Consider the following 19,447-nt stretch of genomic DNA (forward strand, 5'->3'; position numbering starts at 1 on the left):
GCTGTCATGCCTCGGGCGACAGGTACACGGTCTTCTCGGATTGGTAGAACTGCATGAGGGTCGGTCCGGCCTGTTCCTTGAACGTCTGGGTGCTCGACTGCTTGTAGCCGCCGAACGGCGCGTTCATGGCCATCCCGGTGGTGGGCTGGTTGACCTTGACGAGACCGGTCCGGGAACCAGCGATGAACCGATGGGCGTCCGACAGGTTCTTCGTCACGATCGAGGCACTGAGCCCGAATGCGGTGTCGTTCGCGAGGACAAGGGCGTCGTCGAACGACGTGGCGCGCTGGAATGCGAGTACGGGACCGAAGATCTCGTCCGTCAGCAGTCGCGTACCGGGGGTGGTGTGGGCGAAGACCGTGGGCCGCACGAACAGTCCACCGATGCGCTCCCCACCGCACACGAGTCGCGCACCGTCGTCGACACCGATTGCGACGTACTCGAGATACTTGTCGAGTTGAGCCTCGGAGGCGAGTGGGCCCATGGATACGCCCTGGTCCGAGCCCGGCCCGACTGTGAGTGCTTCGGTCCGCGCGACCACTCTGTCGAGCAGCGCATCGTGGATCTCGTCGACCGCGATGACGCGGCTGGTGCCCGTGCAGGCTTGTCCGGACAAGCCGAACGCGCCCTTGACGATGAGCGCCGCGGCGGCGTCGATGTCGGCATCGGCGAGTACGACGACGGGATTCTTTCCGCCCATCTCCAACTGCACGCGGCGTTCGGGGCCGATGCCGCGGTGGATTGCCCTGCCGACCTCGGTGGAGCCGGTGAATGTCACTGCCGCAACGCGTTCGTCGCCGACCACGGCGGCACCGGCCTTGCCGTCGCCCTGGACGAGCGCGATCGCACCTGGAGGCAATCCTCCGGCGAGCAATGCTTCGACGAGGCGTTGGCCCATGAGCGGGGTGATTTCGGACGGCTTGAACAGCACCGTATTTCCGGCCGCAAGCGCGGGCCCGAGCTTGCGGGACGGAATGTTCAGCGGGAAGTTCCACGGAGTGATCGCACCGACGATCCCGATGGGCTCGCGCACCGTGTACACCGTGGTGGGACCACCGCCGGGGTAGACCGTGCCCGTCGCACGGTGGGCCTCGCCGGCGTAGAAGCGGAGGTTCATCGGCGTGCGGCTCACCTCCATCGACGCTTCGGCGTGGGTCTTGCCCTCTTCGCGGATCAGCTCCTCGACGAGTGTGTCCGCGTGCGCCGCGAGGTGATCGGCGGCGGCCTCGAGGATGGCGGCGCGCCGTTCCGGTGGTGTGGCCGCCCACGCGGGGGCAGCCTTGTCGAGGGCATCGACGGCGTTCTGCACGTCGATGGCATCCGAATCGGGGAATGTTCCGATCAGATCGGTATCATCTGCGGGATTACGTCGTGCGAAGACCCTTCCTGAGTTGGCCGGTACCCAGTTGCTGTCGATGAAGTTCGACCCGGTGATCGTCATGCCTGCTCCAACTCCTCGTACATTTCCCACAGATCGGCGTCTTCGTCGGCGAGTAGTGCAGCATCGACACGCTTCCCGACCAGTTCGCGGGCGGCCATGATGTCTTCGCCTCGATCCATCGCGAATGCGGCGGTGAGTGTCTCGCCCGCAAGATAGAAGACGGAGAACTCGCCGGTGTCGATGTCGCCGCGCACAACGAAGTCTGTTGCACCGGAGGCTGTACCCGCGAATTGGATGTTCGTGTCGTATTGATCGGACCAGAACCAGTGCGGGTCGTCGGAGAGGGTGTCGCGTCCGACGAGCGCGTTCGCCACCACACCCGCCTGCCGGTTGGCATTGTCGAAATGCTCGACGCGGATGTGCCTGCCCACGCGCGGTGAGTATCGACTGGCGACGTCGCCCGCGGCATACACGTGGGGCACCGAGGTACGACCGACTGCGTCGACCACGATCCCGCCGTCGACGGCCAATCCGCTTGCCGCGGCGACCTCGACGTTCGGGACGATGCCGATCCCGACCACCACGGCGTCCGCTTCGACGACGTCTCCGGTCGTTGTCGTGATCCGGACTCCGCGATCGGAGGTGTCGACCGCGGTGACGCCCGTGCCGGTGCGTAGATCGACGCCGCCGCGGCGATGCAGATCCGCGCAGTAGCCGCCGACCTGCCGGCCGAGGACGTTGCCGAGCAGGTGCTCGGCTTGCTCGATCACCGTGACGTTCACCCCGAGGGAACGGGCGGTCGCGGCAATCTCGAGCCCGATGAATCCGCCGCCGACGATGGCGAGTGAAGAGTCGGGGGTGAGCCGCGCGGCGAGCGCCTGCGCGTCGTCGAGGGTGCGAAGGTAATGGACCAGGTCGGTGCGAGTGCCCTTTGCAGGGACAGCGCGTGGGCGGCCGCCGGTCGCGAGGACGACGGCATCGGCGGCGACGCTTCCACCATCGAATTCGACGGTGCCTGTGGCGGTGTCGACTCGTCGGACCGCGACACCCGTACGGATGTCGACGTCGTTGGTCTCGAGCCACTTCGGAGTCAGGAGCGATAGGGAGTCCACCCCTTCACGTCCTGCGAGAAACTCCTTCGAGAGCGGCGGGCGCTGGTACGGTGCGTGTAGTTCGTCGCCGAGCAGGACGATCCTGCCGTCGAACCCGCGGCGGCGGAGGGTACGGGCGGCGACTGCGGCGACCTGGCCGGCGCCGACCGTGACAACGGTGCGGATTGTCATGAAGCACACTCTCTTCCGGACACCTCGCGCGGTGTGGGATCGATGTGGACGGTGTCGCCGTCGACGTGGACGGCGTACGTCGGCTGGCAGAGGTCCTGGTCTTCCTCGTACCCGGTGTCGAGGTCGAACCGCCATTGATGGCCCGGGCAGATGACACGGCCGTGCAGCAGCGTGCCCTTTGCGAGGGAACGGTCCTGGTGGACGCACAGATCGGCGAAGGCGTAGATTCGGTCGTTCGCGTGGAACAGCGCGATCGCCACGCCGTCTACTTCCACGCGTAGCTTGCGGCGCCGAGTCACCTCTTTGACGGTGGCGACAGCGACCCACGTCTGTGGGGTGGACATGATTACTCCTTCGCTCGTGTGCTGCGGGGGCGGGAGCCCGGTCGTGCTCCCGCCCCACGCTCGTCGGGGTCAGGCCGACGCCAGCTCCAGGTCGGGCGCGACGTAGCTGTCGTACAGACCCTTGGTGTACGAGAAGCGCATCTCTGCACCCCACCGCACGAGCTGCAGGCAACGTTGCTGCAGCGCAGGAGTATCGGCGCAGTCGAGCACGATCTGATAGCCGCGCTCGCCGTGGACGACGTCGGAGGTGATGTGCAGATCGAAGAACTCGATCTCGTCCTCGGTGAACCCGTACACCTCGCGAAGCGGGATGATCTGCTTCTTGTAGATGCTCGGCACCTGGGATTCGAGACCGACGACGAGTGCGGCAGTGGCGACCACGAAATGTTCGCGCTGGGAGACCGCGTAGCACCAGGCCTGAAGGCCGCGGGTGACGGCATTCATGTTGTTCGGGTCTTCGATGCGTTCCTTGGTGGTGCCGCAGGCCTCGGCGAACTTGATGAGGAGATCGGTGTGCCGGATGTCGGCGAGTTCCTCCTCGTACATGTTCTGGAGGGTGAAGTCCTTGGCGTCGGTGTAGTGGTCGGGGGTGTTGGAGTAGATGTTGGCGAGGTAGTCGGCGAACGGGCCGACGTAGTGGTAGTGGTTTTCGGCCCACCGGGCGAAGTGGTGCTTCTCGAGCTTGCCTTCGGCCCACGCCTTGCTGAACGATGCGTCCTTGGCCTCGCGGCCCTTGATTGCGTTTTCGAGTGCGGCGCGGAACTCGTCGCGTCCGAGCAGTTCGGTCATGAGATGTACCTTTCACGTTGATCGTGCGGGCGATGCCGGGCTTGGGTACGTCCGCGGGCGTTGCGGTCCGAAAAGTGCCTGATGGCAGGTTGTTTCGGTGTCATCGAGCCTAGGGTTCGGGTGTGGCCTGCTGCCACGGTCACAATGACCGGAGAATGCGGCCCGCCAGGGTCGATGTGCACGAGTCAGTGGTGTGCACGAGTCAGTGGTGTGCAGGAGTCAGGGGTGTGCAGGAATCAGTGGTGTGCAGGAGTCAGGGGGCGGGTGCCGAGACGAGCGCCTCGAACTCGGCGAGCATTGCGGCGCCGACCGCCTTGTCCTGTTCACCGTTCCCGCCGCTGATGCCCACGGCGCCGACGATCTGGCCGTCGTGGACGAGGGGGAATCCGCCGACGAAAACAGCGAACTTGCCGGGCAGCATGTGGCTGATTCCGAAGGCCTCGTTGCCTGGGAGTGCGGGCCCGTTGGGTGGTTCGTTGAACAGGTGGGTGGCGCGCTCGTGGCCCGCAGCGGTGTAGGCCTTGGCGATGGCGATATCGACGCCGGTCAGTCGTGCTCCGGGAATCCGGTGCAGTGCAATGACATTTGCGCTCTCATCGCAGACGCACAGTGTCTGCTTGACGCCGAGTTCCTCGGCCTTGGCGCGCCCGGCGGCGAGCAGGGGGAGTGCGTCGTCGAGGTCGATCCGATGAATTCGATGCATTGGTTCCCACTTTCGAAGTCGGGGGCTGTGGGCTCATTTCTAACAGTGCGACGACTCGACAGGGATGGACAAAGTAACTCTGCTTATCGATCTACTATGGACATAGTGCACATTCGTGAGGGGCTTATGGCTCTGGTATCTGATGTAGGAAGTACATGACGTTCCGCTTTCGTGTGGCGTCGCCGTCCGAGGGAAGCAGGTTGCTGTGGAACCGAGTCCGCGCCTGACCGTCCGTGGTCTTCTCGACGAACACCTCATGGAAGGTGCTCGGGTCGCGCCCGACAACGCTGATCTCGACCGTGCCCTCACGTGGGTGCTGCCACTCGGCGAGGTCGTGGGCCGCTACGACGATCTGTCCGGCGTCGCCGTATACACCCGACCGGAGGCGCTCGCTGCCAACGCGCAGGCCGTATCGGCGATCGCTGCCCGTGGCGCCGCAGCGCTCATCGTCGACGGCGCAGCGCCGACGTCCGACGCCGCATGGCCCCCGGGCCTACCCGTGATCGAACTCGACCTCCCGGTCGGATTCGCTGCGCTCAACAGGCTTCTCGCAGAACGGTCACTGACACAGGAAGTGCACGTGATGCGCTATTCCGCACTTGTGCACTCCACTCTCGCCGGCCTCCTGCATCGAGGTGCCGGCCTTGCGCTGTTGATCAAGGAGGTGTCGTCGCTCGCGCAGCATCCCGCGCTCGTGCTCGACGCCCGCGGCCAGGTCGTAGCACATCACGGCATAGATCGGGCGGTCGTCGACGAGATTACGGAGCACCTCCAGGGTCCCCTCGCCGCCGCGCCGACGGCGAGCCGGCAGCAGCATCACGACACCCGCGTCGTGGAGCAGACCGCCGGAGGGGTGCGCTGGACGTGCACTGCCGGCGCGATCCGCCTCGGCAAGAGGTTCGAAGGGTGGGTGGTGATTCTCGCCCCAGGCCCCGCACCTGGCCCGCACGATCTCGCTCAGCACGCGGTGGTGACCGAGCAGGCATCCGCGATCATCGGTTCCGAGATGCTGCGCCAGAGCAGCGTGGACGAGGCCGAGGAACGCGCGCGCGGTGATTTCGTCCAGGCGCTCGTCCACGGCAGCTTCTCCAGTCGCCACGATATGCAGGCCCGCGCCGAGTATCACGACATCGACCTCACCTCGACATTCGCCGTGTTCGTCGCGCCCGGGTACAGCGGGAATCCCTCCGCGCCGGGCGGTGAGGGTCCGGGTGGATTGCTGCGACTCGCCCGGTACGCGGCCAGCGTTCTGCCGCACCCCTCCGTCCGGTCGTATGTCACCGTGATCGGTGACGCACTTGTGGTGGTGCGGTCACTCCGATATCGCGATGCCCCCGACATCGAAGCGGAGATCGACGAATTCGCGGAGGCCGTGTCGGCGGACCTGTCGCGGCGTCGAGGCCGGCCGGTACCTGTCGCACACGGAGTGCCCGCCGTCGGCGCCGATCAGATCCGCGAGAGTTACCGCCAGGCCCGGGTGGCGCTCGGGATCGGGCAGCGGATGGACATGTCGGGCTCGGTGTCGTACCACGACCTGCGCGGATACGGTGTCCTCGAGCTCGTCGCCGACACCGACCGCAGCCGACGTTTCGTCGACGACGTGCTCGGCACCCTCCGGCCGGGAACCGACCTCCACGACACGCTCGTCGCGTATCTCGGCGCCGGCGGCAACGTCAACGCTGCCGCACGCGAACTCAACGTGCACCGCAACACGATGCTCTCGAAGCTCGACCGGATCTCGCGGGCGATGTCGATGGACGTACGGGTGCCGGAGAATCAATTCACTGCCTGGCTCGCCATCCGGCTCGAATTGCTCGATCGACTGCATACCTCGGTGGATCGCGAGATCAACTACCGCTGAGCGTGTCTGCGTCGGTGCCGCCCGCCGGTGGCGATACTGCAGCGTCTTCGGGATCGCGTCCGAGGAATGAAGCTCCGAGCCCGATGCACACGACGGCCACGCATGCGACGAAGACGACTCCCACCGACCACGCGGAGAGCGCGATCGTCACCCATGCCGCGCCCACCGCGGAGCCTCCGAAGCGGATGAGATTGAAGACGCCGAGGCCGGTGCCCTGTGCACCGGCGGGGGAGCGCGTCGATCCGGCCGCGGCCGGTGTCTGCACTGCGGCGATGCCCGCTCCGGTCGCCGCGAGAACACACGCGACAAGCCACAGGTTCGGTTCGTCGTTCGACAGAACGACCGCGAGCGCACCCTGAGTCACCACCAGGACGGCCAGACCGAACCGCAGCACACGTCGCCCGCCGATCCGATCCGTTGTCCGGCCCACCAGCGGTGCGAGAGCCGCCATGACCGCCGGGAGTGCGAACAGGACCATGCCCGCAGTCGCGGTGGATTCACCCGTCGCCGTCAATCTGAGAGGTACGGCAAGCAGGGCAGTGCCGAGACAGAACATCTGCGCGAACGCGGCGACCGCGCTCCGAGCGAATCGAGTCTCGACGAGCAGTCGCACATCGACGAACGGCACAGGGGTGCGCAGACAGTGCGCGACGAACCATCCGAGGACGCAGGCGGATGCCGCCAGCACCACCGGAGGAACAGCCGGCGCGACACCGGACTGACCGAACATGCTCAAGCCCAACACGATTCCCGCAGAACCAACCGTGAGTGTCGTAGCTCCGAGCACGTCGAGTCGAATGGGCCGACCAGGGAACGCCGGTATCCATCGCAGTGTTCCGGCGAATCCGATCAGCGCAATCGGGATCAGAGGGACGAATACCCACCGCCAACCCCAACTACCGGCCACGAACCCACCGAGCGACGGTCCGATCGCCTGCCCGATCCCGTTGACGGTCGCCCACGCGCCCACGGCACGCGCACGGCGTTGCGAGTCGAACAGCCACGCGATCAGTCCCATCACCGCGGGAGCGAACGCTGCGGCCGAGAGTCCACCGAGTGCGCGCCAGGCGATGAGCACTTCGAGGGTGGGGGCCGTGGCTGCACCTGCCGCACACACCGCGGTACCGAGGAGTGCACCGCAGTACACCCGCCTGCGCCCGAAGCGATCGCCGATGTACCCCGCGAGCGGCATCGCCGCCGCGAAAGTGAGGAGGAATGCGACGGCGAGCAGCGCGCCGTCTTCCAGCGACGCGTCGAAATCCGAGAGGATCCGGACAAGCGGAACGTTGATGATGTTGTTGCTCAGCGTTCCGACGAGCGTGCCGGCGAGAAGCGCGGACAGCGCCAGGGGGGTGCCGGTGCCGGACGCGTCCGGAGACGCGGCAGGCACGTGTGTGGAGGTGGTCATCGAGCTCCTGAGCCAGTCGAACTGCACGGCGCTGTGCGAGCCGTCGGTCCACTTTCTCACCGCACATCGAGCGCGTGCATCAGTGTCGCGGGGGCAAAGAGCACATCCTCAGGCGGCCGGATGTGGGCACTGTGCACAGTGCGCGGTGGAAAACCCTGGCCGCGCGTGTGTCGACACATGTTCGTAGCAATTTGTCACATACACGCGACCCGATGACACGAAATCGCAAAAGTGGAACACACTGCACACGTAACGTCCTGGCCACTGTGCATGGTTCTCGTTGACCAAGCACGGAGGAACGCGGAAAGTTCCACCAACAGCCCTCCGCTCCGCTCTCCTGTTGAAGGACATGCCTTGGACGTACAACTCACCGCCGCCCACTGGGTCTACCTGGTCGGCATACTCGTCATCCTGGCCACCATGGCGCTACGGAAGAACATCGTCGTTCCCGCCGTCATCGCAACGTTCCTGACCGCATTGGTCTTCTCCGGAAGCATCGTCACCGGACTGTCCGCCATCTTCAACGCCAGTCTGGTGGCGGCGAAGGAACTGTTCAACATCTTCCTCATCATCGCGATGGTCACCGCGATGCTCGGCGCGCTACGCCAGCTCGGCGCCGACCGGATGATGGTCGCGCCGTTCCGCCGCGTCATGCGAGCCGGAACCAGCAGTTTCCTGGTTCTCGCTGCCGTCACCTACGTGATCTCGCTGTTCTTCTGGCCGACTCCCGCTGTCCCGTTGGTCGGCGCGGTACTCATCCCCGTCGCGATCCGGGCAGGGCTGTCGCCGCTGTCGGTGGGCATGGTCATCGCGATCTGCGGCCAGGGAATGGCGTTGTCGTCGGACTACATCATCAAGGTTGCACCGGGCATCTCCGCGTCCGCGGCGGGTGTCGACCCCGATGCGGTGGCGGACAAAGCACTCGTGTTGTCGCTCATCGTCGGTGGCACCGCCCTTGTGCTCACGTACCTCATGCAGAAGAAGACCTGGCGTACGCCGTCTCCCGAGCTGCTCATCGAATGGGAAGCCGAGGCCGATCGGGGAATCGGCGAATCACGTTCCGGGGGTGATGATTCTTCGGGTGGGGGTGGAGGATCGAAGCCGGTGCCGACGGGTCCGGCCGGCGGGCCCACCGGTGGCGGTACGTCGGCAACCGCGGCGACCGCTGTGCTTGCCCCTGCGGCGAGCCCGTTCCCGGGTGAGGTTGCCGAGGCGGAGAAGGAACGTCGGGGCACCGCAAAGGCTTTCGCGATGCTTGTCCCTCTCGCGTACCTCGCGTTCATCGTCTATCTGATGCTGGGAAAGTTCACCGAGGTCGTGCCGCCACTGCAGGGTGGCGACGCCGCGGCGATCGTGGGTGGCATTGCGGCACTGGTCTTGTTCGCTGCTGCGGCATCGACCGATGGGGGCGGCTTCCTCGAGACGACTTCGGACCACCTCGTCGACGGACTGGTGTTCGCGTTCAAGGCCATGGGTGTTGTGCTGCCCATCGCCGGGTTCTTCTTCATCGGCAATGCCGACTTCGCCGGTGCGATTCTCGGTGTTCCCGACAGTGGCGCTGCACCTGCGATCCTGTTCGACCTGGTCACCGCAGTGCAGACACACCTGCCACAGAACGCGTTCATCACATCGTTCGGGATCCTGCTCATCGGCCTCGTCGCAGGGTTGGACGGCTCCGGATTCAGTGGCCTGCCGCTCACGGGTGCGTTGTCGGGTGCGCTCGGTCCCGCGGTAGACGTCGACCCGGCGACGCTCGCCGCGATCGGACAGATGGGCAACATCTGGTCGGGCGGCGGTGTGATCATCGCGTGGTCGTCGCTCGTCGCGGTCGCGGGGTTCGCTCGCGTGCCTGTCCTCGATCTCGCCCGGAAGTGTTTCATCCCGGTGATTTCCGGACTCGTCCTGTCGACGATCTTCGCGGTGCTCGTGTTCTAGGGGCTACCACCGACCTCCGGGGAGGAACGGAAGAAGCAGCACCGTGTTTTCGGCACGGTGCTGCTTCGCTTCTGCTGGTCCGTGAGGAGTCGCCACATTCGACATTTGCGGTCGCATTCATGAACCATCCTTCGGCGCAGTCCGTGCCGGCGATCCTAGAATCGCCGACAATTCCTACACATCCGGGAATTCCCTCAGGTCAACCCTGAAACACGATTGTCGCCGGCAGTTGCTCGAGGGAACTGGCCGAGCCGATCCACGTTCGCCAAGATCACCGCGCGCAGTTCGCGCTCCGGCTCGCTCAGTACGCTTCGCCGCGAGACGAGGACGAATTCGAGCTCGCCGGCATCCGGCAGGCGACGACCACCCGTCAGTACCTGTTCGAGTCCGGACGGCGGAAGCCGGCGGGCATGGAGAACCACGCCGAGTCCGGCCAGGGCGGCGGCACGTAGACCGTTCAAACTGTCCGCAACGCAAGTGATACGAGCGCCGAGCCCTTCGCGTTGTAGTACGTCGAGTGCGATTTCACGGGTCAGGGACGGCGGGGGATAGGTCACCAGCGGCACCGGACCGGTCGGTTCGAGTACGAAGTCCGGGGCGGCGAGAAACACCAGTCGATCACGGAAGATCAACTCGCCGTGTCGTTCCCCGGGCCGGCGTTTGCCGAACATCAGATCGAGTTCGCCGTCGTCGAGTTTCCGATGGAGATCTTCGCTCAGGGCGACGGTGAGTTCGAAATCGATTCGGGGGTGACTGCGCCGGAACTCGGCGAGTATCAAAGGCAGGTCGTGCAGAACCAGGTCTTCCGAGGCTCCGAATCGGAGCCGGCCACTGACTCCCGATTCCTCGAAGTACCGCTGTGCGGTCTCGTGCCGGTCGAGGATCTCGCGAGCGAACCCGACCATGACGCTGCCATCTGCCGTCAGCTCGACCGAGTGGGTGTCCCGGAGGAACAGCCGGCGACCGACTGCCTGTTCGAGCTTGGCGACGTGCTGACTGACCGTCGATTGACGGAGGTCGAGTCGCCGAGCGGCGGCACTGAAATTCCGATCGCGTTCGACAGCGAGGAAAGTTCGCAGGTGGATGGGATCGAACATCCTCGCATTCAATCACGTTTCGTGATGACTGTAACCATGGTGATCGACTTCCGCGGATGCAGGCCGGTGGATTAACGTCGAACCATGCTCACGAAGGTCCCCCTGCTGAACCGGCTCGACCCCTTCCTGGTCGGCATCCTCGTCACGGTCGGCGTAGCCGCGCTGCTACCCGCCGACGGCGTGGTCCTGAGCGGATTCAGCTGGGCGTCCAAGATCGCGATCGGACTGCTCTTCTTCCTCTACGGCGCGAAACTGTCGACGAGGGAGGCCGTCGACGGGCTCAAGCATTGGCGTTTGCACGTGACCATCCTCGTCACGACGTTCGTCGTCTTCCCCGTTCTGGGTATCGCTGCGAAACTGCTCGTACCGTGGTTCCTCAACGACCCGCTCTACCTCGGAGTGTTGTATCTCTGCGTGCTCCCGTCGACAGTGCAGTCGGCGATCGCACTCGTGTCGGTTGCGCGCGGAAACATCCCGGGGGCGATCGTGAGTGCCTCCGCGTCGAGCCTGCTCGGGATCGTGCTCACGCCGTTGTTGGTCGCGGCCCTGATGACCTCTCAGGGCGTGACCATGAGCGCGGGGGCGGTGATCGATATCGTGGTCATGCTGCTCGTTCCGTTCGTGGCGGGGCAGGTGGCTCGCCGCTGGATCGGTGCGTGGATCAAGGAGCACAGCAGTCCTCTCAAGATCGTCGACCGAGGCTCGATCATGCTCGTCGTGTACGTCGCGTTCAGTCGCGGTATGAACGAGGGAATCTGGTCGAGCATCTCGATCCCTCGATTGCTCGCCCTCGTGGTGACGTGCTGCGTGCTCCTCGCGATCGTTCTTGCCTTGACCTGGTACATGGCGCCTCGACTCGGATTCGACGCCGAAGACCGCGCGACGATCCTGTTCTGCGGGTCGACAAAGTCGCTCGCGACCGGTCTGCCGATGGCGACGGTGCTGTTCGCGGGCCAGCCGATCGGACTGATCGTGTTGCCACTCATGCTGTTCCACCAGCTCCAGTTGCTTGTCTGCGCTGCGATTGCCGGTCGGCTGGCCAAGCCTGCTCCCGAGGTCCCGGCCGCGGTGTGACGGAGGGTGCCGGGCGGGCTGTGGCGAAGCGGCGAAGCTCGCCTGCGACATCCGGCCCGCTGGGGGTGTAGATGATCTCGCCGTACCCCCTGCCGGCGATCTTCTGCAGCTGACGACCTACTTCTTTCGCGTCGGCAACAATGGTCTTGACGTCGTCGTATGCGGGATTGCTGCCCTGGGCTCCGGTTGCCTCTGCGGTGGCCTGTTCGAGTACCTGTCGATCGCGATCAGTGAGGTGGGTGGCGTGGCCCTCGTAGATCCAGAGATGCCTTTCGCTTTCCGGTCCGAGATCCTCGAGCGACTTCCGCCAGCTCGCACCGCCCGGTATCGAGTCGACGGCGTCGGCGCCGCCCCATGCGTAAGCGCTGTGCCAATCGACAGCCTTCCATGGTCCGATCGCCTCACGGACACGTTCGGAATCCGGATCCTCTCCCTCCGAAAGAACCGTGCCGGAAACGAGGATCGAGGCGGGAAGCCCGGTGTTGGGAGGTCCGATCACTCCGTCGGCGACCTCTGCAGCGAGGGATGTTCCCTTTGGGCCGAATGCACTCAGCCACAGTGGCACCTCGACGGGGCGGTCGGCAGTGAGCTCGTCGAAGTGCATCATCCGAACCGCTTTGTTGTCGACAGTTGCAGTTCCCCCGGCGAGCAGCGTGCGAAGTGCGGTGAGGTAATCGCCGAGCGCCGTGATGGTCATGGGTCGCTGCCCGACCGCGAGGCGGGCGGTGAAGCCGGTGCCGAAGCAGGGGCGGAACCGATTTCCGGACACTCGGGCCACGGTGGCGATCGCCGATGCCATCGCCATCACTGACCGTTGCTGGGGGATGAGAACTGCTGTACCGAGGCTGATTCGGTTGGTGCGCTCCGCGGCGAGTGCGAGGTGCACGAAGGGATCTTCCCAAAGTGGGGCCGAATCGAAAATCCACACGCGTGCGTAGCCGAGTGATTCGGCCAGCACTGCCAGGCCCGCGAAATCCGGTCCTGGAGGCAGGCCACACGACAGTTCGAACTCGTCCACGATTCTTCAACTCCCTAGGTGCATCACAACGACCTTCTCGTCGCGGGGGCGCGGTTGTGTAAAACGGTGATGGGGCAATAGTTTCAGTGGTCGTACACCACCAGTCCGCGAATGTTCTTGCCCTCGCGGAGGTCCGCTACGGCTTGGTTGATGTCTTCGAGCTTGTACGTCGTGGTGACGAGTTCGTCGAGCTCGAGGGAGCCGCGCATGTAGAGGTCGAGCAGAAGTGGGATGTCGTTTCGGGGTGCGCAGGACCCGAACAGTGCTCCCTGCAGTCGTTTTCCTGACATCGTCAAGGTGAGGAGATCAAGACTTATCTCCGTCTGGAGTGCTGGTGCAGCCGACGTGCAGACGATGACTCCGCCCTTGCGGACCAGTGCCTGCATTCCCTGGATGAGTTTGCCGTCGCCGACGCCCACGGTGATGATCGAGCGGTCGGCGAGCCGGCCATTCGTGATGCTCTCGACGAGGTCGAGTGCCTCTTGCGCGTTCGCGGCGGTGTGAGTGGCGCCGAAGTCGTATGCCTTCTCCCGTTTGAATTCAACAGGGTCGACGGCAACGATCTGCGAGGCACCTGCAAACTTCGCGCCCTGGACCGCATTCATGCCGACACCACCGACACCGAAGACGACCACCGTGTCGCCGATCTGTGTCTCTGCCGCGTAAACCGCCGATCCCCATCCGGTCGGGACACCACAGCCGACAAGTGCAGCCTTGTCGAGCGGAATGGCCTTGTCGATCTTGATGACAGAATCGACAGGTGCCACGACGTATGGGCTGAAGGTGCCCAGGAAGCACATGGCGCCTACGCCTTTCCCGCGGGCGTGGATCCGGTGGGTGCCGTCGAGTGTGACTCCGCCGAGCACTCCGGCGCCCAGATCGCAGAGGTTCTGGTCGCCCGCCACACAGGGAATGCATTTGCCGCAGGCGGGGAGGAATGAGAAGACGACGTGGTCCCCGACCTCCAGATCGGTCACTCCGGGGCCGACCTGTTCGATCACGCCGGCACCTTCGTGGCCGCCGAGTATGGGAGCCCAGTCGATCGGGATATCACCGGTGTCGACGTGGTCGTCCGAATGGCAGATGCCAGTTGCGGCCAAGCGGACCAGGACCTCACGTTCCTGGGGATCGTCCAGTTCGATCTCTTCGACGGTCCATCCGGAGTTCGTGCCGGGCTCCCACAGGAGCGCCCCTTCGGTCTTCATGTGCACTCCTTGATCGAGAGTTGCGATACTGACTTTTCTAACATTGCAATGATTGGAAGTACAGGGGAACGGCAGGGGACGCTGGATCCCTCGCCCGGAGGGCCGGGTCGGCCTGGGATGCGGCGGAGCTCATCTCGCGACAGTGCGGAATACCTACGGGTACCGTCTCGTGAATGACCAACTTGGACCACGGAGACCCAGGCGACGCTCCCACTGTGCCGCCGCCGTTGACGGAGATCGTGAACGCAACCCGGCCCTCTGCTGCCGAGGAAGCGCGGACGGTCGCGGAGTCGACGAACATGGGCACTCTCGCAACCCTCACCAAGGAGGGCGATCCTTGGGCGTCGTTCGTGACGTATGGGCTGGTCGGAGGCTCGCCGGTGCTGTGCGTGTCGCACATGGCCGAGCACGGGCGCAATCTGGCCCGCGATCCCCGCGCGAGCATCGCGGTCGTGGCTCCAGGCCCGCAGTCCGACCCGCTGGCCAGTACCCGCATTACTCTCGCCGGATATGTCGAGCGTCCTGAGGGTGACGAGGTCGCCGCCGCGCGCGAGGCGCATCTGGCCGCTGTCCCCGCGGCACGCATCTACATCGACTTCAGCGATTTCTCGCTCTGGGTGCTTCGGGTTCAGCGCGTGCGCTGGGTCGGCGGGTACGGGCGGATGGATTCGGCCACGGCCGAGGCCTACGCCGAAGCGTTGCCGGATCCGGTCGCCCCGTCGGCCGGTCGCGCGATCGCCCATCTCAACGACGACCACGCCGACGCACTGCTGGCGATGGCCCAGAAGCTGGGCGGGTTCCCGGACGCCACGGAGGCCGCGTGTGTCGGAGCCGACCGGTACGGCCTCGATCTGGACGTCACCACGCCGCGCGGTCGAGCCATGACGCGCGCCGGGTACCTGTCGCCGCTCAATTCTGCCGACGAGTTACGCGCGGCCACAGTTGCTTTGGCTCGCGCGGCGCACTCGTCGTAGCCAGGATGAATGTCCGCCGGCTCGTCGCGGAGGCTCGCGTGGCCAGGCTCGCCACAGCTGACGGGTCGGGCGTGCCACATCTGGTACCTATCGTGTTCGCGCTCGACGGCGATGCGATCCACACCTGCGTCGACGACAAGCCGAAGACGACCCGACGGTTGCGACGGTTGGCCGACATCGCCGAGAATCCGCGGGTGAGTGTGCTCGTCGATCACTACGACGATGACTGGACGCAGCTGTGGTGGGTTCGCGTCGACGGTGTCGCCACTGTTCACAACGCGGACACGGATGCCGGCGCGACCGGACTCGACGCGCTGACTCGCAAGTACGCGCAGTATCAGGTGCAGCGTCCGACGGGGCCGGTGATCACCATCGACCGGCTGAGCTGGCGATCGTGGTCGGCGTGAGCCACGACGACGGCCACCGATCCAGCGCAGCGCCGCGGCGGGGGATCGGGGGAGCTCCACTCGGTCGGTATACCGGTCGCATGCGTGTCGGAATCGTGGGTTTGTCGCGGGGTCTGTACATGGCCGAATTGGCACACCGGATCGGGATCGAGGTGATCGCACTCTGTGATCGTGACTCCGAACGTATGGGCGCTGCACACGCGGAATTTCCGGAGGCCCGGGCGACAACGGACTGGTCCGAATTGCTCGATGTGGGCCTCGACGGCGTCATATTGGCGAATGATTTCGACGCACACGCGGCATTGGCCATCGCGTTTCTGGACCACGGGATTCATGTGTTGTCGGAGACGGCGGCCTGTGCGTCGGAGGAAGAGGGGCGGCGGCTCATCGCTGCGGCCGAGCGGTCCACGGCAACCTATTCGTTCGCGGAGAACTACGTCTTCCATCCCCACACCCGGATTCTTCGGAAGTCGGTGGATTCTGGCGAGTTGGGCGCAATCACGTTGGTGGAAGCCGACTATCTGCACAGTCTGTCTCCCGAAGACACGGCAGCCCTCATCGGCGATCCAGCACACTGGCGTGGCCGCATACCGCCGACCGTTTACTGCACGCACACCGTCTCACCGCTGCTCGACCTCACGGGAGCGTGGCCGGTGGAGGCCAGCGCCTTCCCCGTCGGTCCGGGCGACAACCGCCCCGCCGCCGTTGTTCTGACGATCAGGCTCTCCGACGGCACGCTGGCCCTGACTCGTCACGGTTTCCTCGCCGGAGAAACGGGAAGCCATTGGAGCTGGGTGTCTGTGCGCGGTTCCCACGGTCTGGCCGAATCCGACCGCGCCACAGGCGAAGATGCCTGGTCGGTGCGAGTGCGCCTGGAAGGCTGGGCGCAGGCGGACGGGCAGACACGCGAGGAAATCCGCGTACCGGGCCCCTACCTCGTGAACAACGAACCGATCGACCGCATGGCCGAGGGCACTGTCATGGTGCTCGAAGGATTCCGTGCCACCGTGGAACACGGCGCGCCCCCGCTGATCCCGGTGCGTCCCGCCGTCGCAGCATCACTGGTGGGTGTGGCGGGTGCGGAATCGCTCCTGACGGGTTCCGGACCCGTTCGAGTTCCGGATGTGTCCGTCCAGGCTCCGTGTTTCAGGAGGTGAGGAACTTCCACCGAACTGACCCACGAAAATCCACGCCGCTGCGAAGATACGAAGGTCTCGGAAATGAACGACCCGATCGCATTGCCGATCCTGTTGATCGGCTACGGGCCCGTCGCGCAGCAGTACGCTGCCACTGTCCGCGCACGACATGACGAATTCAGGTTTCGGTACGGGGTGGAACCGCGTGTCGTCGCGATTCGGGGGCGGACCCGGCAGGTTCTGCTGCCGGACGGGAAAGCTCCGCCCGCCCGAGGTGCGTGGACTGCACGCACGCCATTGGCCGAGCTGTTGACGCTGGCCTCGCCCCTCGTCGTCGCGCAGGCGGTTCCCTCCCATCCGGCTGGGGCGGCAGAGGCGTTGAGTGACGGTCTCACAGCACTGTCCCACGGCGCTCATCTGGTGACAGCAACGAAGTCACCTCTGATGACCGGATGGTCGCGACTGCGCGACACGGCACTCGAACATGGTCGCGGGGTCCGTGTGTCTGGTGCAACCGGTGCGGCGCTGCCTGCCGGCGACATCGCACGCGCCGGCTTGCGCGGTTTCGACGTCCGTACCATCCGTGGGTGTGTGAACGGCACTGCAGGGTTCGTGCTCGATCAGCTCGGCGACGGTGTCACTCTCTCCGATGCCATCGCGATGGCCCAGAGTCGAGGCATCGCTGAGGCAGATCCGTCGGCGGATCTTTCCGGAGCCGACGCAGCAACGAAGCTGTGCCTGCTGGCCGGTCTGCATTGGGGATGGGACGTCGGCGCGTGCACCGTCGAAGCAGAGCCGATCACCGTCGACACCGCGGCTCGTGCCGTGCGTGTGAACGAACGCGGTGCGGTTCTGCGGCACGTCGGATCCGCGAGCCTCGATGATCCGGGCCGTGTCGTCGTGGCACTGCGCGAGTTCTCACGATCAGAGCCGCCCTTCGGAGTCTTGATCGGCCCGGAGAAGGCGGTCACGTTCGGGTGCGGCGACGCGGGCGACATCACTGTCTCCGGTGGCCGTTCGAGCCCGCTCGGCGCAGCGTTGTCCATGGTCAAGGACACATTGTCGCTGGTGATCGACCCTTCGCCCGGACTCGGTTGAGTGCTACGCCGCCGTTCCCTCGTCAGCACCGATGGCGACGCAGCCGGTCCTCCGGTTCCACGGACCGAGCATGTGGCCTGCACTCAGCGCTTCGTCTCGTATCTGGTCAGGACCACGCCGTCGGGGAATGTCTGCGTCTCCAGCAGGTTCAGGTCCACCCAGCTGTCCAGCGTGGTGAAGAACGGCGTTCCGCCGCCCACGAGGATCGGATAGGTGGCGATCACATACTCGTCGATCAACCCGGCCCGCATGGCTGCACCGGCGAGCGTCGCGCCGCCGATGGTCATGGGGCCGCCATCCTCGGCCGCGAGTCGGGTGATCTCGGCAATCGCGTCGCCGTTGACCAGGCGGGTGTTCCAGTCGACCTTGTCGATCGTCGAGGAGAACACCACCTTCGGTGTCTCCCGCCAGTTCCGTGCGAACTCGATCTCCGCTTGGGTGGCGTCGGGCTGCTGGTCACCGGTCGGCCAGTAGGAACTCATCGTCTCCCACAGCTTGCGCCCGTACAGCGTCAGGCTGCTCGCCCGCTCGAGGTCGAGCCACCACTGGAACAGCTCGTCGCTCGGCGGCCCGCCCCAGCTGATGTCGTCGCCGGCCGCGCTGACGTAGCCATCCAAGCTCAGATTCATGCCGTAGGTAAGTTTCCGCATGGTGCCGCCCTTCCGTGAGTGGGTCTCGGTCGTATAGACCGGCGCGCCGCGGGAAAATCATCTCGAGTGAACACCGGATGGGGAACAGCCGATTCTGAACCTGGACTCCTACGCGGCTCTCGCGTAGAGAAGCGGTATGGATTCGCACATCGCCGACGAGTTCGCCCTGCTGCCGGAAAACGCCGCCGAATTGGGGCTCGAGCTTCCTTCCCGGCCCTCTGCGCGGCGGGTACGCACCGATCACGACGAGGGGCACGTCAGCGCGATCAAGTGGGGAGACGAATCGCCGCGAGCCGTCTTCCTCCACGGCGGAGCGCAGAACGCGCATACCTGGGATTCGGTGGTTCTTGCGCTCGGCGTGCCCGCGCTGGCCGTGGATCTTCCCGGTCACGGCCACTCGTCGTGGCGCGATGACGGCGACTACAGCCCGTGGCCGAACGCCGACGCCGTCGCCGCTGCCGTCCGAGAGTGGGCATCGGAGGCGGATGTTGTGGTCGGGATGTCGCTCGGCGGATTGACCGCGATCAGGCTTGCCGCCGTCGCGCCCGAACTGGTGCGCCGCATGGTGCTCGTCGACGTCACCCCGGCCTCGATCCAGCGGCATCAGGCCATGACGCAGGACCAGCGCGGCACCGTCGCGCTCGCCTCCGGCCCGGCCGTGTTCGACACCTTCGACGAGATCGTCGCGCTCACGACGGCGGCGGCACCGCACCGAAGCGCGTCGTCGATCCGTCGCGGTGTCATCCACAACACTCGGAAACGCGCCGACGGCCGCTGGGAATGGCGCTACGACCGGATGCGGGTGCTGCGCGACTTCACGCTGTTGTGGGACGAGCTCGACCGAATCGACGTGCCCGTGACTCTGGTGCGTGGTGGCGCGTCGGCGTTCGTCACCGAGGAGGACGTCGACGAAGCGCGACGACGTGTCGCGGATCTGAAAGTGCATGTGGTGCCAGGGTCCGGACACTCGGTGCAAAGCGATGCGCCACTGGAACTTACAGAGACACTTCGAGCGTCGCTCTGACTCTTTTTGTTGGCATCGGATCTTGCGGAAGGTGATCATCCCGGCGAGACAGGACGGCTG

Annotated in this window: 18 protein-coding genes; 8 read left to right on the forward strand and 10 right to left on the reverse strand. The window is 65.4% G+C overall.

The annotated features are described in order from the left end of the window. Positions 1-4: 4 nt before the first annotated feature. The 5 genes from Q7514_RS07325 to Q7514_RS07345 form a co-directional block, all read right to left on the reverse strand. Positions 5-1,441, reverse strand: a complete 1,437-nt coding sequence (locus Q7514_RS07325) for an aldehyde dehydrogenase family protein (protein ID WP_330132582.1) — start codon at positions 1,439-1,441, stop codon at positions 5-7. Next, positions 1,438-2,664 (reverse strand): NAD(P)/FAD-dependent oxidoreductase, encoded by a 1,227-nt coding sequence (locus Q7514_RS07330; RefSeq protein ID WP_330132583.1) that lies wholly within the window; start codon positions 2,662-2,664, stop codon positions 1,438-1,440. Before Q7514_RS07330 ends, Q7514_RS07325 begins: the two co-directional genes overlap by 4 nt. Beyond that, positions 2,661-3,008, reverse strand: coding sequence for a Rieske (2Fe-2S) protein (locus tag Q7514_RS07335; protein WP_330132584.1), 348 nt, complete (start codon positions 3,006-3,008; stop codon positions 2,661-2,663). The genes Q7514_RS07330 and Q7514_RS07335 overlap by 4 nt, the downstream gene beginning before the upstream one ends. Before the next feature lie 69 nt (positions 3,009-3,077). Beyond that, complete coding sequence (locus Q7514_RS07340; RefSeq protein WP_054720235.1) at positions 3,078-3,797, reverse strand: TenA family transcriptional regulator; 720 nt, start codon at positions 3,795-3,797, stop codon at positions 3,078-3,080. Between the two features lie 253 nt (positions 3,798-4,050). Then, on the reverse strand, positions 4,051-4,500 hold the full coding sequence (locus Q7514_RS07345) for a GlcG/HbpS family heme-binding protein (protein ID WP_330132585.1): 450 nt from the start codon (positions 4,498-4,500) through the stop codon (positions 4,051-4,053). A gap of 205 nt (positions 4,501-4,705) precedes the next feature. Between Q7514_RS07345 and Q7514_RS07350 the strand changes: the two genes are divergently transcribed. Then, positions 4,706-6,361, forward strand: coding sequence for a PucR family transcriptional regulator (locus tag Q7514_RS07350; RefSeq protein ID WP_330132586.1), 1,656 nt, complete (start codon positions 4,706-4,708; stop codon positions 6,359-6,361). Here Q7514_RS07350 and Q7514_RS07355 read toward each other — a convergent pair. Next, a complete protein-coding gene (locus tag Q7514_RS07355; protein ID WP_330132587.1) occupies positions 6,348-7,769 on the reverse strand; it encodes an MFS transporter in 1,422 nt (473 codons plus the stop codon). The genes Q7514_RS07350 and Q7514_RS07355 overlap by 14 nt on opposite strands. Positions 7,770-8,123: 354 nt before the next feature. Here Q7514_RS07355 and Q7514_RS07360 point away from each other — a divergent pair, with 354 nt between their 5' ends. After that, complete coding sequence (locus Q7514_RS07360) at positions 8,124-9,704, forward strand: TRAP transporter large permease (protein ID WP_330132588.1); 1,581 nt, start codon at positions 8,124-8,126, stop codon at positions 9,702-9,704. Between the two features lie 194 nt (positions 9,705-9,898). On the opposite strand, the gene Q7514_RS07365 is transcribed toward Q7514_RS07360, so the two are convergent. Next, positions 9,899-10,801: a LysR family transcriptional regulator gene (locus tag Q7514_RS07365; protein ID WP_330132589.1), complete on the reverse strand. Its 903-nt coding sequence runs from the start codon at positions 10,799-10,801 to the stop codon at positions 9,899-9,901. Between the two features lie 84 nt (positions 10,802-10,885). Here Q7514_RS07365 and Q7514_RS07370 point away from each other — a divergent pair, with 84 nt between their 5' ends. Then, positions 10,886-11,875 carry a bile acid:sodium symporter family protein gene (locus Q7514_RS07370; RefSeq protein WP_330132590.1) on the forward strand — a complete coding sequence of 330 codons (990 nt, stop codon included), beginning with the start codon at positions 10,886-10,888 and terminating at the stop codon, positions 11,873-11,875. On the opposite strand, the gene Q7514_RS07375 is transcribed toward Q7514_RS07370, so the two are convergent. Continuing rightward, the gene (locus Q7514_RS07375; protein WP_330132591.1) at positions 11,784-12,893 is read right to left on the reverse strand and encodes an LLM class flavin-dependent oxidoreductase; all 1,110 of its coding nucleotides are present in this window, start codon (positions 12,891-12,893) and stop codon (positions 11,784-11,786) included. The genes Q7514_RS07370 and Q7514_RS07375 overlap by 92 nt on opposite strands. Positions 12,894-12,976: 83 nt before the next feature. Further along, positions 12,977-14,098, reverse strand: a complete 1,122-nt coding sequence (locus Q7514_RS07380) for an NDMA-dependent alcohol dehydrogenase (RefSeq protein ID WP_330132592.1) — start codon at positions 14,096-14,098, stop codon at positions 12,977-12,979. Between the two features lie 173 nt (positions 14,099-14,271). Here Q7514_RS07380 and Q7514_RS07385 point away from each other — a divergent pair, with 173 nt between their 5' ends. The 4 genes from Q7514_RS07385 (at position 14,272) to Q7514_RS07400 (ending at position 17,713) form a co-directional block, all read left to right on the forward strand. Continuing rightward, positions 14,272-15,072, forward strand: coding sequence for a HugZ family pyridoxamine 5'-phosphate oxidase (locus tag Q7514_RS07385; RefSeq protein WP_330132593.1), 801 nt, complete (start codon positions 14,272-14,274; stop codon positions 15,070-15,072). Positions 15,073-15,077: 5 nt separating this feature from the next. Continuing rightward, a complete protein-coding gene (locus tag Q7514_RS07390) occupies positions 15,078-15,479 on the forward strand; it encodes a TIGR03668 family PPOX class F420-dependent oxidoreductase (protein ID WP_330132594.1) in 402 nt (133 codons plus the stop codon). Between the two features lie 80 nt (positions 15,480-15,559). Beyond that, on the forward strand, positions 15,560-16,636 hold the full coding sequence (locus Q7514_RS07395; RefSeq protein ID WP_330132595.1) for a Gfo/Idh/MocA family protein: 1,077 nt from the start codon (positions 15,560-15,562) through the stop codon (positions 16,634-16,636). 63 nt (positions 16,637-16,699) lie between these two features. Beyond that, complete coding sequence (locus Q7514_RS07400) at positions 16,700-17,713, forward strand: hypothetical protein (protein WP_330132596.1); 1,014 nt, start codon at positions 16,700-16,702, stop codon at positions 17,711-17,713. 83 nt (positions 17,714-17,796) lie between these two features. Here Q7514_RS07400 and Q7514_RS07405 read toward each other — a convergent pair whose 3' ends face one another. Continuing rightward, complete coding sequence (locus Q7514_RS07405; protein ID WP_330132597.1) at positions 17,797-18,363, reverse strand: dihydrofolate reductase family protein; 567 nt, start codon at positions 18,361-18,363, stop codon at positions 17,797-17,799. Positions 18,364-18,499: 136 nt separating this feature from the next. Between Q7514_RS07405 and Q7514_RS07410 the strand changes: the two genes are divergently transcribed. Continuing rightward, a complete protein-coding gene (locus tag Q7514_RS07410; RefSeq protein WP_330132598.1) occupies positions 18,500-19,387 on the forward strand; it encodes an alpha/beta fold hydrolase in 888 nt (295 codons plus the stop codon). Positions 19,388-19,447: the final 60 nt, after the last annotated feature.

Origin of the sequence: Rhodococcus artemisiae (assembly GCF_036327795.1) — a bacterium.
GTDB classification, from domain to species: domain Bacteria; phylum Actinomycetota; class Actinomycetes; order Mycobacteriales; family Mycobacteriaceae; genus Rhodococcus; species Rhodococcus artemisiae.